Source organism: Pseudomonas sp. I2, assembly GCF_040984075.1.
Lineage (GTDB): Bacteria > Pseudomonadota > Gammaproteobacteria > Pseudomonadales > Pseudomonadaceae > Aquipseudomonas > Aquipseudomonas guariconensis_B.
Genome location: NZ_JBCGFQ010000050.1, coordinates 24182 through 39023, shown reverse-complemented (window position 1 = coordinate 39023; position 14842 = coordinate 24182). Strand labels below are relative to the sequence as shown.

Sequence of the window (14842 nt, the reverse complement as noted above, 5' to 3'; positions counted from 1 at the left end):
CGCAGTTGGAGAACGCCGCCGAGATCGCCCTGGAACACAACCTGGGGCTGACCTGCGACCCGGTCGGCGGCCTGGTCCAGGTGCCGTGCATCGAGCGCAACGCCATCGCCGCGGTCAAGGCGATCAACGCGGTGCAGATGGCCCTGCGTGGCGACGGCGAGCACTTCATCTCCCTCGACCAGGTGATTCGCACCATGCGCGACACCGGTGCCGACATGCACGACAAGTACAAGGAAACCTCGCGCGGTGGCCTGGCGGTCAGCGCCATCGAGTGCTGATGCGCCGTTTTCGCCCGTTCCAGGCCGCTGTGCCACCTGTTGGCGCAGCGGCCGACACCCACCGGCCGTCGGCTGTCGCTACCAGAGGTGTCGTTGTCGGTGACACTCAAGTATGTCGCTTCTGGGCATCTTTCCCACAAGTGCTACCGAATTGCTCAGCAGTTACATGCAAAGGCGCTGGCGCGCCTGTTTGCGTTTACCTACCACCTCGCCAGAAAAGCTCTACACGTCGCATGACGACGTCGTTTTTGAGTTTTTTTGGATAGCCGTTCAATTTCAGGCACGGCGTTTGCGTCGAGATTGGCAAAGCCCCTGCATCCGAATCGGGGCCATTACAAGAAACAGTGCCCGCCTGAGGCACACCCTGCATTTGTGTGAGGAGAAATCGCGATGACGTCGTACACCTCCGGGAATCCAACCCAGAACCGCACAGCCCCCCAGTCCATCGGCTTTCTCCTGCTGGACAACTTCACCCTCATTTCCCTGGCGTCCGCGGTCGAGCCCCTGCGTATGGCCAACCAGTTGTCCGGCCGCGAGCTGTACCGCTGGCACACCCTGACGGTCGATGGCGGCCAGGTCTGGGCCAGCGATGGCCTGCAGATCACCCCCGATGCGGCCATGCACAGCGCGCCGCCGATGGATACCGTGATCGTCTGCGGTGGCGTCGGCATCCAGCGCTCGGTGACCCGTGAGCACGTCACCTGGCTGCAGGCCCAGGCCCGCCAGTCGCGCCGCCTGGGTGCGGTGTGCACCGGCAGCTGGGCGCTGGCCTGTGCAGGCCTGCTCGACGGTTTCGACTGCAGCGTGCACTGGGAATGCCTGGCGGCCATGCAGGAGGCCTTCCCGCGGGTCAACATGAGCACCCGTCTGTTCACCCTCGACCGCAACCGCTTCACCAGTTCCGGCGGTACCGCGCCGCTGGACATGATGCTGCACCTGATCAGCCGCGACCATGGCCGCGAACTGTCGGCGGCGATCTCCGAGATGTTCGTCTACGAGCGCATCCGCAACGAACAGGATCATCAGCGCGTACCGCTCAAGCACATGCTCGGCACCAACCAGCCGAAGCTGCAGGAGATCGTTGCGCTGATGGAGGCCAACCTGGAGGAGCCGATCGACCTGGACGAGCTGGCCGTGTACGTCTCGGTGTCGCGGCGCCAGCTCGAGCGCCTGTTCCAGAAGTACCTGCACTGCTCGCCGTCGCGCTACTACCTGAAGCTGCGGCTGATCCGTGCGCGTCAGTTGCTCAAGCAGACGCCCATGTCGATCATCGAGGTGGCGTCGGTGTGCGGGTTCGTGTCCACGCCGCACTTCTCCAAGTGCTACCGCGAATACTTCGGCATTCCGCCGCGTGACGAGCGTGTCGGCTCCAATACCGCGCAACAGGTGGCGATGATGCCGATCCCGCAGGCCATGGCCCTGTCGCCCCATGGTGGGCCGCTGGGGGCACTGAGCCAGGCGCGCAACGAGTCGACGTTTGCCAGTGTGAGGCTCTGAGCTGTTGGGGCCGCCAATCAGGCTAATGCTGTTCACTTAAGCAATTGGGGCCGCCTTGCGGCCCTTCGCGGGCAAGCCCGCTCCCACAAGTACGCTGCAAATGCACGACCCTGTGGGAGCGGGCTTGCCCGCGAAGGGCTGCAAGGCAGCCCCAATCGATGTCACATCGGACTTAAGTGAACAGCATTAGCCAATCAGGCGCGTTTGTTGAACTGCGCCAACGCCGGCAACAGCTGCTTGTCGATGGCCTGGCGCACGGCCGGGAGGATGGTGGCGCTGCCGGTGTACATCTGCTCGACCATGCCGCGCAGGGCCCGGGCATTGGGTTCGGTCAGGCCGCGCACGGCGACCTCGCAGGCCTGTTCGGCACTGGCCCCGGCCGGCATCTCGAAGCCCAGGGCGCGCAGTTGGCCCAGCAGGTCGTCCTGATCGATCAAATCCGCATGCATCATGGCTGTTGTCCCTTTTATCGCTAAGAGAGTGCTGCTGTGATTCACGACCGATTCTGTGTCCACGGCGACATGCCCGCAAGGGCAGTGTGTCGCAATGGCTGCTTTGGCTAAGAACAGGTCGTTCCCGGCTAAATCGACGGCCCGCAGAGGCCGCACACTGGGGTCATTCACGGCAACGGAGGGTTTGGTCACCCTCGCTCATGCAAAGTGGATGTTGCTCGCTCTTGGCCCCGGATGCTCACGGCTTTCCGGGGTTATTTTTTTCTGCGGTACATACCTTCGGGGCCGCTGTGCGCGCCTTTCGCGACACAGCGGCCCCAACTGGCATCGGTCAACCAGGCAAGCGCATCACGCGCCCGACGAACTCGGCAGGCGGCAGGTCTCGTTGTGCCTCCCGCAACCCTTGCAGCAACGCCACGCTGCGCTCGCCAAACGGCGCCGACTTCGGCCCCGCCAGGTCCACATGCAGCAGCATCTGCTCGCTGGCCGCCAACGCCTCGTCGAACCCTGCCCGGTGCAGGCTGTGGTACACATGCAGGCGCTTCTTGTCGAAGCCGACGATCTGCGTCTGCACCCACACCTCGGTGCCGAGCTTCACCTCATGCAGGTAGTTGATGTGCGCCTCCAGGGTGAACAGCGAATGGCCGCTCTGCCCACGGCTGTCGGCATCCAGGCCGATGCGCTCCATCAGCGCATCGGTGGCGTAGCTGAAGATCAGCAGGTAATAGGCATCGCGCAGATGGCCGTTGTAGTCGACCCAGCCCTCCTGGACTGGAGTGCGGTAGGTGGTCAGTGCTGGCATCAGGTGCTCCTCAATCGCCGAAGGCCATGCCGTGCTGGGCCTTGCTGTGCTTCACCGCCTCCAGTACCGCCAGCAGGGTGTCGTCACGGTAGCGCTCCAGCGCGGCGATGCTGTGCTCGCCCAACTGCTCGGCGGTGCCCTCGACCACATCGTCGATCAGCTTGTCGGTCAGTTCCGGGGCCGGCAGGTAGGTCCAGGGCAGCTTGAGCGCCGGGCCGAACTGCGACATGAAGTGACGCATGCCAGCATCGCCACCGGCGAGGGTGTAGGTCAGGAAGGTGCCCATGAACGACCAGCGCAGGCCGGCGCCGAAGCGGATCGCGTCGTCGATCTCGCCCGTGCTGGCCACACCATCGTTGACCAGGTGCAGGGCCTCGCGCCACAGCGCTTCGAGCAGGCGGTCGGCGATGAAGCCGGGAACCTCCTTGCGCACGTGCAGCGGGCGCATGCCCAGCGCGGTGTAGATGGTCTTCGCGGCTTCGATGGCCTCGGGGGCGGTGCGCTGGCCGCCGACGATCTCCACCAGCGGCAGCAGGTACACCGGGTTGAACGGGTGGCCTACCACGCAGCGCTCGGGGTGGGTGGACGACTCGTAGAACTCGCTCGGCAGCAGCCCCGAGGTGCTGGAACCGATGATCGCGTTGGGTTTGGCCGCGGCACTGATCCTGGCATGCAGGTCGAGCTTGAGGTCCAGGCGCTCCGGGGCGCTTTCCTGGATGAAGTCGGCGTCGCGCACGCACGCCTCGATGGTGCTGACGAACGTCAGCCGGTCCTGCGCCGCGCCGGGCGCCAGGCCTTGTTTCTCAAGGGCTGGCCAGGCATTGGCGATGCGCTTGCGCAGGGCCTGCTCGGCGCCGGGGGCCGGGTCCCAGGCGACCACGTCCAGGCCGTGGGCCAGGGCGCGAGCGACCCAGCCGCTGCCGATGACGCCGCTACCCAGGGCGGCGAAGGTCTTGATCTCGGTGATGTAAGGCATGTCGAACGGCTCCTGAATTAGCGGCGCTTGAGGTTCATCTTTTCCCGGCCTTCTGCCGGGCTGAGGACACGGCCGCCCATGCGGGTGATGATTTCCGCCGCGCGTTCGACCAACTGGCCGTTGCTGGCCAGCACGCCACGATCCAGGTACAGGTTGTCTTCCAGCCCCACCCGTACGTTGCCGCCGAGCAGCACGGCCTGGGCCGCCATGGGCATCTGCATGCGGCCGATGCCGAAGCCGGCCCAGGTCACACCGGCGGGCAGGTTGTCGACCATGGCCTTCATGGTGGTGGTGTCCGCCGGCGCGCCCCACGGGATGCCCAGGCACAGCTGGAACAGCGGGTCGTCCAGCAGGCCTTCCTTCATCATCTGCTTGGCGAACCACAGGTGGCCGGTGTCGAAGATTTCCAGCTCGGCCTTCACGCCCAGCTCGGTGATGCGCTTGGCGCCGGCACGCAGTTGGCTCGGGGTGGAGACGTAGATGGCGTTGCCGTCGCCGAAGTTGAGGGTGCCGCAGTCGAGGGTGCAGATCTCTGGCAGCAGTGCCTCCACGTGGGCCAGGCGCTCCAGTGGGCCGATCAGGTCGGTGCCCGGGCCGAAGGCCATGGGTGTTTCGCCAGGGCCGATCTCCAGATCGCCGCCCATGCCGGCGGTGAGGTTGACGATCACGTCCACGTCGGCCTCGCGGATGCGCTCCATCACTTCGCGGTACAGCGCCACGTCGCGGCTGAAACGGCCGGTCTCGGGGTCGCGGACGTGGCAATGGACCACGGTGGCGCCGGCCTTGGCGGCTTCCACGGCGGATTCGGCGATCTGCTTGGGCGTGACAGGGACGAGGTGGCTCTTGGCGACCGTGTCGCCGGCGCCGGTGAGGGCACAGGTGATGATGACGTCGTGGTTCATGGTGTGTTCCTTGTGGTGTCGGTGGTGGCCCAATCGCCGGCAAGCCGGCTCCCACAGGGCGTGGTGAGCCCTGGTGCGTGGAGCGCCTGGGGGAGCTGGCTTGCCGGCGATGAGGCCGGGTCAGTTGGCGGTGAGCTTGAGGTTCTCGGCCGCGGGCTTGCCATCGAAGGTGGTCACGCCTTGCAGCCAGCGCGCCTTGTCCTCGGGGTGGTCCTTGAGCCACTGGCGGGCCGACTCCAGCGGGTCCTTGTGGTCGAGCAGCGGCTGCATCATGCGGCTCTCGTCCTCGGCGCTGAAGCTCAGGTTGGCCAGCAGGCGGTGGGCGTTGGGGCAACGTTCGGCATAGTCCGGCGCGGTGACGGTCCACACCGTGGCACGGCCTTCGTCGGGGCCCAGGGCATCCTGGCTGCCATCGAGGTAGGTCATGTCGATGTTGACGTTCATCGGGTGCGGCGCCCAACCGAAGAACACCACCGCCTGCTTGCGCCGTACGGCCCGGTCGACCGCGGCGAGCATGCCGGCCTCGCTGGACTCGACCAGCTGGAACTTGCCCAGGCCGAACTGGTTCTTGGCGATCATGGCCTTGATCTGGGTGTTGGCCCCGGAGCCAGGCTCGATGCCGTAGATCTTGCGGCCCAGTTCCTTCTCGAACTTGTGGATGTCGGCGAAGCTCTTCAGGCCCTTGTCGGCGAGGTACTTCGGCACCGCCAGGGTGGCCCGGGCGTCGTCCAGGCTGGGTCTGTCGAGGACCTTGACCTGCCCGGCCTGGATGAACGGGGTGATGGTCTGGGTCATGATCGGGTTCCAGTAGCCCAGGAACATGTCCAGGCGCTTGTCGCGGATCCCGGCGAAGATGATCTGCTGCGAGGCGCTGGTCTGCTTGGTCTGGTAACCCAGGCCATCGAGCAGGACCTGGGCCATGGCGCTGGTGGCGATGACATCGGTCCAGTTGACCACGCCCAGGCGTACGTTCTTGCAAACGGCGGGCTCGGCGGCGAACAGGGGCGTGGCAAGGGTGCTGCTCAGGGCGAGGGACAACAGGCTGCGGCGGATCAAGCTGTGCATGGTGGCTCTCCAACGGCAGTGCATATTGTTATGGGATCGGCCTCTGTGGGCCGTGTGAACACGCTACGCTGCTGGCAGGGTGGAAAATCGCACCCTGGCGACCAACAATTGCACACAAGCGACCACTTCTGCCGTGGAACATATCAATGCCGCAAACCATCCACTTCCTGCTGTTGCCGGGCTTCTCGGCCATGGGCTTCATTTCGGCGCTGGAGCCCTTGCGCGTGGCCAACCGTTTTCGCGGGCCGCTGTACCGCTGGCGAGTGCTGAGCCTGGAGGGTGACGCGGTGCAGGCGAGCAATGGCATGTCGGTGAACGTCGACGGCGCCCTGGGCGAGGGCGAGCGGGGCAGTATGCTGCTGGTGGTGGCCGGCTTCGAGCCGTTGGCCTGCTACGGCCCTGTGCTGCAACAGGCGCTGCGCCGTCTCGACCATGAGGGGGTGATCCTTGGCGGTATCGATACCGGCGCGGTGGTGCTGGCCGAGGCCGGCCTGCTCGACGGGTATCGGGCGACCCTGCACTGGGAGGCGCTGGAGGCTTTCAAGGAGCGCTACCCGCGCCTGCAGGCGACCCAGGAGCTGTTCGAGATCGACCGCCGGCGCATCACCTGCGCCGGCGGCACCGCCTCCATCGACCTGATGCTCGACCTGATCGCCCAGGGCCATGGCAGCGAACTGGCGGTGCAAGTGTCGGAGCAGTTCGTGCTCGGGCGCATCCGCCCGCGCCAGGACCACCAGCGCATGCAAATCGCCTCGCGCTACGGCATCAGCAACAAGAAGCTGGTGCGGGTGATCGGCGAGATGGAGCGCAACACCGAGCAGCCGCTCAATACCCAGGTGCTGGCCGAGGCCGTGCAGGTCACCCGGCGGCAACTGGAGCGGCTGTTCCGCCTGCATCTGGACGACACGCCCAGCGGCTTCTATCTGCGCCTGCGGTTGGACAAGGCGCGGCAGTTGCTGCGCCAGACCGACATGAGCGTGCTGGAGGTGGGGGTGGCCTGTGGGTTCGAGTCGGCGTCGTATTTCACCCGTTGCTACCGGGCACGCTTCGAGCGCTGTCCCAGGGAGGATCGGCGGCAAGCCGGCGATGGGGCGCGAAGCGGCCCCAAATGACAGTTGGGCGCGCCGTCGAGATCATGGCTGGCCAATGGACTGCAGGTACTCCGATCGCTCATCGCTACGCTGGGCGATACAGGTGTTCCAGGCCGCCTCGAACGCCTGGCTGCCAGGCTTCCCTGCAAAGGTCTCGACTTTGCAGTCGGCATCACGCAGCTGCACCCAGAGTTTTTCGGCAGCGTCCATTCGCTCGATCAGCGCCGTGGCCTGGCCGACTTCGTCCGCATACTGGTCGCGGATGCGCTGGACCAGTTCGTCATAGGCCGCCTTCAGCTCCCGCTCGGCGGTGTGCTTGTTGAAGGCGGCGCAGGCATAGCCCTGCTGATCGGTCTCGACGTTGTCGCAGGGCGTGCTTTCCTCCTCGCCGGCCTGGGCACCCAGGGCCACGCTCAGCAACACCAGCCATGCCATTGATTTCATCCGTTTTCTCCTTAAACAGGCTGACGAATCGCAGGCGATTCTCGCTCAGCCTGCGACGCTGCGGTAGCTCCCGACGCAAATGTTCATGAATGGCCAAAAACGACGGTTGTCGAGAGTCGCTCTCATCGCCACACGCCGTGCCAGAGCGCGCCCTGTCGCTCATTGACGCTTTCGGCAAACCCCCTGTCGTTTTTGCACCGGGGCGCCTCGGGCGGCAGGCATATGCTGGCCCCAAAGCGCCGGCACAAGGTTCGGCGTGGCCCAAGTCAATAAAAGGGGACAGCCTGATGAGCCCAGCCGAACTTCACGCCGACAGCATCGTCATCGATGGCCTGATCATCGCCAAATGGAACCGCGAGCTGTTCGAGGACATGCGCAAGGGTGGCCTGACCGCGGCCAACTGCACGGTATCGGTCTGGGAGGGCTTCAAGGCCACCGTCGACAACATCGCCGCCAGCCAGAAGCTGATCCGCGAGAACAGCGACCTGGTCATGCCGGTGCGCACCACCGCCGACATCCGCAAGGCCAAGGAGCTGGGCAAGACCGGCATCCTCTTCGGCTTCCAGAACGCCCACGCCTTCGAAGACCAGATCGGCTACGTCGACGTGTTCAAGCAGCTGGGCGTGGGCATCGTGCAGATGTGCTACAACACCCAGAACCTGGTGGGCACCGGCTGCTACGAGCGCGACGGCGGCCTGTCGGGCTTCGGTCGCGAGATCGTCGCCGAGATGAACCGCGTCGGCATCATGTGCGACCTGTCCCACGTCGGCTCCAAGACCAGCGAGGAAGTCATCCTCGAGTCGAAGAAGCCGGTCTGCTATTCCCATTGCCTGCCCTCGGGCCTGAAGGAGCACCCGCGCAACAAGTCGGACGAAGAGCTGAAGTTCATCGCCGACCACGGCGGCTTCGTCGGCGTGACCATGTTCGCGCCGTTCCTGGCCAAGGGCATCGACTCGACCATCGACGACTACGCCGAGGCCATCGAGTACACCATGAACATCGTCGGTGAGGACGCCATCGGCATCGGCACCGACTTCACCCAGGGCCACGGCCAGGACTTCTTCGAGTACCTGACCCACGACAAGGGTTACGCCCGTCGCCTGACCAATTTCGGGAAGATCATCAACCCGCTGGGGATCCGCACTGTCGGCGAGTTCCCCAACCTCACCGAGACCCTGCTCAAGCGCGGCCACTCCGAACGGGTGGTGCGCAAGATCATGGGTGAGAACTGGGTGAATGTCCTCAAGGACGTCTGGGGCGAGTAAGCCGCTCTCCAAGCCTGAAAAGCCCCGGCCAGCAACGTCGGGGCATCCAACAAAAATTTTTATGGAGTTGAGTTTCCATGGCCAAGATCGCCCCGCAATTGCCAATCGAAGTCGACAGCGAGACCGGTGTCTGGACCACCGATGCCCTGCCGATGCTCTACGTGCCACGGCATTTCTTCGTCAACAACCACATGGGCATCGAGGAAGTGCTGGGCGCTGACGCCTACGCCGAGATCCTCTACAAGGCCGGTTACAAGTCGGCCTGGCACTGGTGCGAAAAAGAAGCCGAATGCCATGGCCTGGAAGGCGTGGCGGTGTTCGAGCACTACATGAAGCGCCTGTCCCAGCGCGGCTGGGGCCTGTTCGAGATCCAGGACATCGACTTGGACAAGGGCACCGCCAGCGTCAAGCTCGAGCATTCGGCGTTCGTCTACGTCTACGGCAAGGTCGGCCGCAAGGTCGACTACATGTTCACCGGCTGGTTCGCCGGTGCCATGGACCAGATCCTGGCTGCCCGTGGCAGTTCCATCCGCACCGTGGCCGAACAGGTCTACGGCGGGTCGGAAGAAGGCCACGACGACGGCCTGTTCATCGTCAAGCCGCTGTAAGCCGGAGAGAGCGTCATGGCATTCGAAGCAATGTTCCAGCCGATCCAGATCGGCAAGCTGACCATCCGCAACCGCGTGCTCAGCACCGCGCACGCCGAGGTCTACGCCACCGACGGCGGCATGACCACCGAGCGCTACGTCAAGTACTACGAAGAGAAGGCCAAGGGCGGCATCGGCCTGGCCATCTGCGGCGGTTCGTCGGTGGTGGCCATCGACAGCCCGCAGGAGTGGTGGTCGTCGGTGAACCTGTCGACCGACCGGATCATCCCGCACTTCCAGAACCTGGCCGACGCCATGCACAAGCATGGCGCCAAGATCATGATCCAGATTACCCACATGGGCCGGCGCTCGCGCTGGGACGGCTTCAACTGGCCGACCCTGATGTCGCCGTCGGGCATCCGCGAACCCGTGCACCGTGCCACCTGCAAGACCATCGAGGTGGAGGAGATCTGGCGGGTCATCGGCAACTACGCCCAGGCCGCGCGCCGGGCGAAGGAAGGCGGCCTGGACGGCGTCGAGCTGTCGGCGGTGCACCAGCACATGATCGACCAGTTCTGGAGCCCACGGGTCAACAAGCGTACCGACGAATGGGGCGGCAGCTTCGAAGGCCGCATGAAGTTCGGCCTGGAAGTGCTCAAGGCGGTGCGCGCCGAGGTCGGTGACGACTTCTGCGTGGGCATGCGCATCTGCGGCGACGAATTCCACCCCGATGGCCTGAGCCACGAGGACATGAAGGAGATCGCCAAGTACTACGACGCCACCGGCATGCTCGACTTCATCGGCGTGGTCGGCTCGGGCTGCGACACCCACAACACCCTGGCCAACGTCATCCCCAACATGAGCTACCCGCCGGAGCCGTTCCTGCACCTGGCTGCCGGCATCAAGGAAGTGGTCAAGGTCCCGGTGCTGCACGCGCAGAACATCAAGGACCCGAACCAGGCCACGCGCATCCTCGAAGGCGGCTACGTGGACATGGTCGGTATGACCCGCGCGCACATGGCCGACCCGCACCTGATCGCCAAGATCAAGATGGGCCAGGTCGACCAGATCAAGCAGTGCGTCGGTGCCAACTACTGCATCGACCGCCAGTACCAGGGCCTGGATGTGCTGTGCATCCAGAACGCCGCGACCTCCCGTGAATACATGGGCGTGCCGCACATCATCGAGAAGTCCACCGGGCCCAAGCGCAAGGTGGTGGTGGTCGGCGCCGGCCCTGCCGGCATGGAGGCGGCCCGCGTGGCGGCCGAGCGCGGCCACGACGTCACCGTGTTCGAGAAGAAGGAGCAGATTGGCGGGCAGATCACCATCGCCGCCAAGGCACCGCAGCGTGACCAGATCGCCGGCATCACCCGCTGGTACCAGCTGGAGTTCGCCCGCCTGAAGGTCGACCTGCGCCTGGGCACCGCGGCGGATGCGCAGACCATCATGGACCTGCGCCCGGACATCGTCGTGCTGGCGGTGGGCGGCCATCCGTTCGTCGAGCAGAACGAGCACTGGGGCGCCGCCGAAGGGCTGGTGGTCAGCAGCTGGGACATCCTCGACGGCAAGGTCGCGCCGGGCAAGAACGTGCTGGTGTACGACACCATCTGCGAGTTCACCGGCATGTCCACGGCGGACTTTCTGGCCGACAAGGGCTGCCAGGTGGAGATCGTCACCGACGACATCAAGCCGGGTGTGGCCATGGGCGGCACCACCTTCCCGACCTACTACCGCAGCCTCTATCCGAAAGAGGTGATCATGACCGGCGACATGATGCTGGAAAAGGTCTACCGCGAGGGCGACAAGGTGATCGCGGTGCTGGAGAACGAGTACACCGGCGCCAAGGAAGAGCGCGTGCTCGACCAGGTGGTGGTGGAAAACGGCGTGCGGCCGGACGAGGAACTCTACTACGCGCTCAAGGACGGCTCGCGCAACAAGGGCCAGATCGACATCGAGGCGTTGTTCGCCATCCAGCCGCAGCCGATCCTCAGCCAGCCGGGCGAGGGCTACCTGCTATACCGCATCGGCGACTGCGTGGCCCAGCGTAACGTGCATGCGGCGATCTATGACGCCTTGCGCCTGTGCAAGGATTTCTAGGCTAGCTGCAAGTTTCGAGCGGCAAGCGGCAAGCAGAAGCAGTCCTCATCGCTTCTGCTTGCGGCCATCGCTCCGAGAGTTGCTTGGAAACGATTCTGCGTAACAGCGATGAGCCAGCCGTTGTAAGCAGCCAGCAAGAGCGACTCGGCTTTTTCTTGCGGCTTGCAGCTTGCAGCTCGCAGCTCAAAGGTGCCTAGCGATGTTGAACACCCTTCTACCCATCCTGCTGTTCGCTGCCCTTGTGCTGGCGGTGCTCGGCGCCCTGCGCCGGGTGCGCATGTGGCGGCGTGGCCGGCCGTCCAAGGTCAACCTGATCGGCGGCCTGCTGGCCATGCCGCGACGCTACCTGGTGGACCTGCACCATGTGGTCGAGCGCGACAAGTACATGTCCAAGACCCACGTGGCCACGGCGGGCGGCTTCGTCCTGTCGGCAGTGCTGGCGATCCTGGTGCACGGCTTCGGCCTGCAGAGCAAGATCCTCGGTTACGCCCTGCTGGTGGCCACGGTGATCATGTTCAGTGGCGCCATCTTCGTCTTCAAGCGGCGCCTGGACCCGCCTTCGCGGCTGTCCAAGGGCCCCTGGATGCGCCTGCCCAAGAGCCTGCTGGTGTTCGCCGCGAGCTTCTTCGTCGCCACCTTGCCGGTGGCCGGCATCCTGCCCGAGGGCACGGGCGGCTGGCTGCTGGTGGCGCTGCTCGGCGTGGGCGTGCTGTGGGGCGTGTCGGAGCTGTTCTTCGGCATGACCTGGGGTGGGCCGATGAAGCACGCCTTCGCCGGCGCCCTGCACCTGGCCTGGCACCGCCGCGCCGAGCGCTTCGGCGGTGGCCGCTCCACCGGCCTCAAACCGCTGGACCTGGAAGACCCGAATGCGCCCCTGGGCGTGGAAAAACCGGTGGACTTCACCTGGAACCAGCTGCTGGGCTTCGACGCCTGCGTGCAGTGCGGCAAGTGCGAGGCCATGTGCCCGGCGTTCGCCGCCGGCCAGCCGCTGAACCCGAAGAAGCTGATCCAGGACATGGTCATCGGCCTGGCCGGTGGCACCGACGCCACCTTCGCCGGCAGCCCCTACCCGGGCAAGCCGATCGGCGAGCATGGCGGCCATCCGCACCAGCCGATCGTCAATGGCCTGGTCGATGCCGAGACCCTGTGGTCGTGCACCACCTGCCGCGCCTGCGTCGAGGAGTGCCCGATGATGATCGAGCACGTCGATGCCATCGTCGACATGCGCCGCCACCTCACCCTGGAGAAGGGCGCGACCCCGAACAAGGGCGCCGAGGTGCTGGACAACCTGATCGCCACCGACAACCCCGGCGGTTTCAACCCTGGCGGGCGGATGAACTGGGCGGCCGACCTCAACCTCCAGCTGCTGTCCGAGGTGAAGAACACCGAGGTACTGTTCTGGGTCGGCGATGGTGCCTTCGACATGCGCAACCAGCGCACCCTGCGCGCCTTCGTCAAGGTGCTCAAGGCCTCTGGCGTGGACTTCGCCGTGCTCGGCCTGGAGGAGCGCGACAGCGGTGACGTGGCGCGCCGTCTGGGCGATGAGGCGACCTTCCAGCAATTGGCCCGGCGCAACATCCAGACGCTGAGCAAGTACCGCTTCCAGCGCATCGTCACCTGCGACCCGCACAGCTTCCATGTGCTGAAGAACGAATACGGCGCCCTGGGCGGCGAGTACCAGGTGCAGCACCACAGCACCTACATCGCCGAGCTGATCGCCGCCAACAAGCTCAACCTGGGCCAGCACAAGGGGGGCAGCGTCACCTACCACGACCCGTGCTACCTGGGCCGCTACAACGGCGAATACGAAGCCCCGCGCGAGGTGCTCAAGGCCTTGGGCATCGAGGTCCGCGAGATGCAGCGCTCGGGCTTGCGCTCCCGCTGCTGCGGCGGTGGCGGCGGTGCGCCGATCACCGACATACCGGGCAAGCAGCGTATCCCCGACATGCGCATGGACGACATCCGCGAGACCGAGGCAGAGCTGGTGGCGGTGGGTTGCCCGCAATGCACGGCGATGCTCGAAGGCGTGGTCGAACCCCGCCCGCAGATCAAGGACCTGGCCGAGTTGGTGGCCGACGTGCTGATCGAAGACGACACCCCGGCGACCAAGCCCCAGGTGGCCAAACGTGAACCTGCGGAGGTGCACTGATGAGCGACATCATCCGCCGCGACCCTCGTGCCGAGTGGATCGCACGTAACCGCCTGCACCCGCTGCATGCGGCGATGCAGACCCAGCAGACTAGCTGGATGGGGCCCAACGGCCTCATCCGCAAGAACCCTCATGCGATCGCCGCCGGCTTCATCGGCCCCAGCGGCATCAAGCGCATCGACCGCAGCGGCGCCCAGCAGGGCACCAGCGGTGGGGCACGGCGCAGTGCTGGTGCCCAGGTGCAACTGCCATTGCACCAGGTCGCGGAGCCGGCGTTCTACATCGCCGTGGTGCCGGACATGGTCGGCGGCCGTCTGGGCAGCCACGACCGCGACCTGCTCGGGCTTGCCCACAGCCTGGCGGGCAGCGACGGCGCGGTGCTGGCTATCGTCTTCGGCGAGCACAAGGAGAGCAACTTTTCCACAGCCGGTGTCGATCGCCTGCTGGTCATCGAGGGCGAGGCGTTCGAAGGTTATGCACCGGAGCAACTGGTGCAGGGCCTGCGCGCTGTGGATAACCAGTTCTCGCCACGTCACTGGCTGTTGCCCGACAGCCGCACCGGCGGTGGCGAACTCGGTCGGCGCCTGGCCGCCGCGCTCGGCGAGCGCCCGGCGACGCGGGTCTGGCAGGTCAAGGACGGCCAGTGCATCGGCCGCGCCGGGGCCGGCCAGCAAGACCTGCAACGTGGCTTGGCGCGGTTGATCCTGGCCGCCGCCGAGTGCGCCGAGCCGGTCAGCGAAACCCGCCACGAGGCACTGCCGGTGGAGTTGTCCACAAGCGTGGCCCGCAGCCTGTCGCGCATCGAGGACCTTGGCCCGGTGGCCGTGGACCCGGCAGCCATCGCCATGGCCGAGGCCGAGTTCATCGTCTCCGGCGGCAACGGGGTCAAGGACTGGGCGCTTTTCCACAAGGCAACCGCTGCGCTCGGCGCCACCGAGGGGGCGTCGCGGGTGGCGGTGGACGACGGTTTCATGCCGCGTAACCGCCAGGTCGGCGCCACGGGTACCTGGGTGACCGCACGGGTCTACGTGGCTGTGGGTATCTCTGGCGCGATCCAGCACCTGCAAGGCATCGGCGCCTGCGACAAGGTGGTGGCAGTGAACATGGACCCAGGCTGCGACATGATCAAACGGGCCGACCTGTCAGTGATTGGCGACAGCTCGGCGATTCTCCAGGCGCTGATCGAGGCTGTGGACAACTACCGCAGCGCCAGCCAGCGCGACGCGGCATAAGGGCA

At 65.7% G+C, this 14842-nt stretch carries 14 protein-coding genes; 8 read left to right on the top strand and 6 right to left on the bottom strand.

Annotated features, from left to right (window positions below):
• On the top strand, positions 1-278 hold a 278-nt coding region (locus tag WCE05_RS21420; protein ID WP_368816522.1), incomplete at its 5' end, for an L-serine ammonia-lyase, iron-sulfur-dependent, subunit alpha.
• 390 nt (positions 279-668) lie between these two features.
• Positions 669-1775: a GlxA family transcriptional regulator gene (locus WCE05_RS21415; protein WP_225786544.1), complete on the top strand. Its 1107-nt coding sequence runs from the start codon at positions 669-671 to the stop codon at positions 1773-1775.
• Positions 1776-1969: 194 nt separating this feature from the next.
• Here the strand turns inward: WCE05_RS21415 and WCE05_RS21410 are convergent, their stop codons facing one another.
• From WCE05_RS21410 to WCE05_RS21390, 5 genes are all read right to left on the bottom strand, one after another.
• Entirely contained in the window at positions 1970-2227 is a 258-nt protein-coding gene (locus WCE05_RS21410) for a hypothetical protein (RefSeq protein ID WP_225786543.1), read from the bottom strand.
• Between the two features lie 331 nt (positions 2228-2558).
• The gene (locus tag WCE05_RS21405; protein WP_225786542.1) at positions 2559-3029 is read right to left on the bottom strand and encodes a thioesterase family protein; all 471 of its coding nucleotides are present in this window, start codon (positions 3027-3029) and stop codon (positions 2559-2561) included.
• Positions 3030-3039: 10 nt separating this feature from the next.
• Positions 3040-4005, bottom strand: coding sequence for an L-carnitine dehydrogenase (locus WCE05_RS21400; RefSeq protein WP_253081698.1), 966 nt, complete (start codon positions 4003-4005; stop codon positions 3040-3042).
• A gap of 17 nt (positions 4006-4022) precedes the next feature.
• Positions 4023-4907 (bottom strand): 3-keto-5-aminohexanoate cleavage protein, encoded by an 885-nt coding sequence (locus tag WCE05_RS21395; protein ID WP_225786540.1) that lies wholly within the window; start codon positions 4905-4907, stop codon positions 4023-4025.
• A 120-nt stretch (positions 4908-5027) separates the two neighbouring features.
• Positions 5028-5972: a choline ABC transporter substrate-binding protein gene (locus WCE05_RS21390; RefSeq protein ID WP_368816521.1), complete on the bottom strand. Its 945-nt coding sequence runs from the start codon at positions 5970-5972 to the stop codon at positions 5028-5030.
• Positions 5973-6118: 146 nt separating this feature from the next.
• Here WCE05_RS21390 and WCE05_RS21385 point away from each other — a divergent pair, with 146 nt between their 5' ends.
• Entirely contained in the window at positions 6119-7084 is a 966-nt protein-coding gene (locus WCE05_RS21385; protein ID WP_253081699.1) for a GlxA family transcriptional regulator, read from the top strand.
• 21 nt (positions 7085-7105) lie between these two features.
• Here WCE05_RS21385 and WCE05_RS21380 read toward each other — a convergent pair whose 3' ends face one another.
• Positions 7106-7507 carry a lysozyme inhibitor LprI family protein gene (locus WCE05_RS21380; RefSeq protein WP_253081700.1) on the bottom strand — a complete coding sequence of 134 codons (402 nt, stop codon included), beginning with the start codon at positions 7505-7507 and terminating at the stop codon, positions 7106-7108.
• 287 nt (positions 7508-7794) lie between these two features.
• Here WCE05_RS21380 and WCE05_RS21375 point away from each other — a divergent pair, with 287 nt between their 5' ends.
• The 5 genes from WCE05_RS21375 to WCE05_RS21355 all read left to right on the top strand — a co-directional run bounded on the left by WCE05_RS21375 (position 7795) and on the right by WCE05_RS21355 (position 14837).
• Positions 7795-8772 carry a dipeptidase gene (locus WCE05_RS21375; RefSeq protein WP_087501964.1) on the top strand — a complete coding sequence of 326 codons (978 nt, stop codon included), beginning with the start codon at positions 7795-7797 and terminating at the stop codon, positions 8770-8772.
• Positions 8773-8849: 77 nt separating this feature from the next.
• Complete coding sequence (locus tag WCE05_RS21370; RefSeq protein ID WP_368816520.1) at positions 8850-9380, top strand: DUF5943 domain-containing protein; 531 nt, start codon at positions 8850-8852, stop codon at positions 9378-9380.
• A 15-nt stretch (positions 9381-9395) separates the two neighbouring features.
• Positions 9396-11456 carry a dimethylglycine demethylation protein DgcA gene (gene dgcA / locus WCE05_RS21365; RefSeq protein ID WP_225786535.1) on the top strand — a complete coding sequence of 687 codons (2061 nt, stop codon included), beginning with the start codon at positions 9396-9398 and terminating at the stop codon, positions 11454-11456.
• Between the two features lie 199 nt (positions 11457-11655).
• Positions 11656-13605 carry a dimethylglycine demethylation protein DgcB gene (dgcB, locus tag WCE05_RS21360; RefSeq protein ID WP_368816519.1) on the top strand — a complete coding sequence of 650 codons (1950 nt, stop codon included), beginning with the start codon at positions 11656-11658 and terminating at the stop codon, positions 13603-13605.
• Positions 13605-14837 carry an electron transfer flavoprotein subunit alpha/FixB family protein gene (locus tag WCE05_RS21355; RefSeq protein ID WP_253081701.1) on the top strand — a complete coding sequence of 411 codons (1233 nt, stop codon included), beginning with the start codon at positions 13605-13607 and terminating at the stop codon, positions 14835-14837. The genes dgcB and WCE05_RS21355 overlap by 1 nt, the downstream gene beginning before the upstream one ends.
• The last annotated feature ends 5 nt before the right edge of the window (positions 14838-14842 follow it).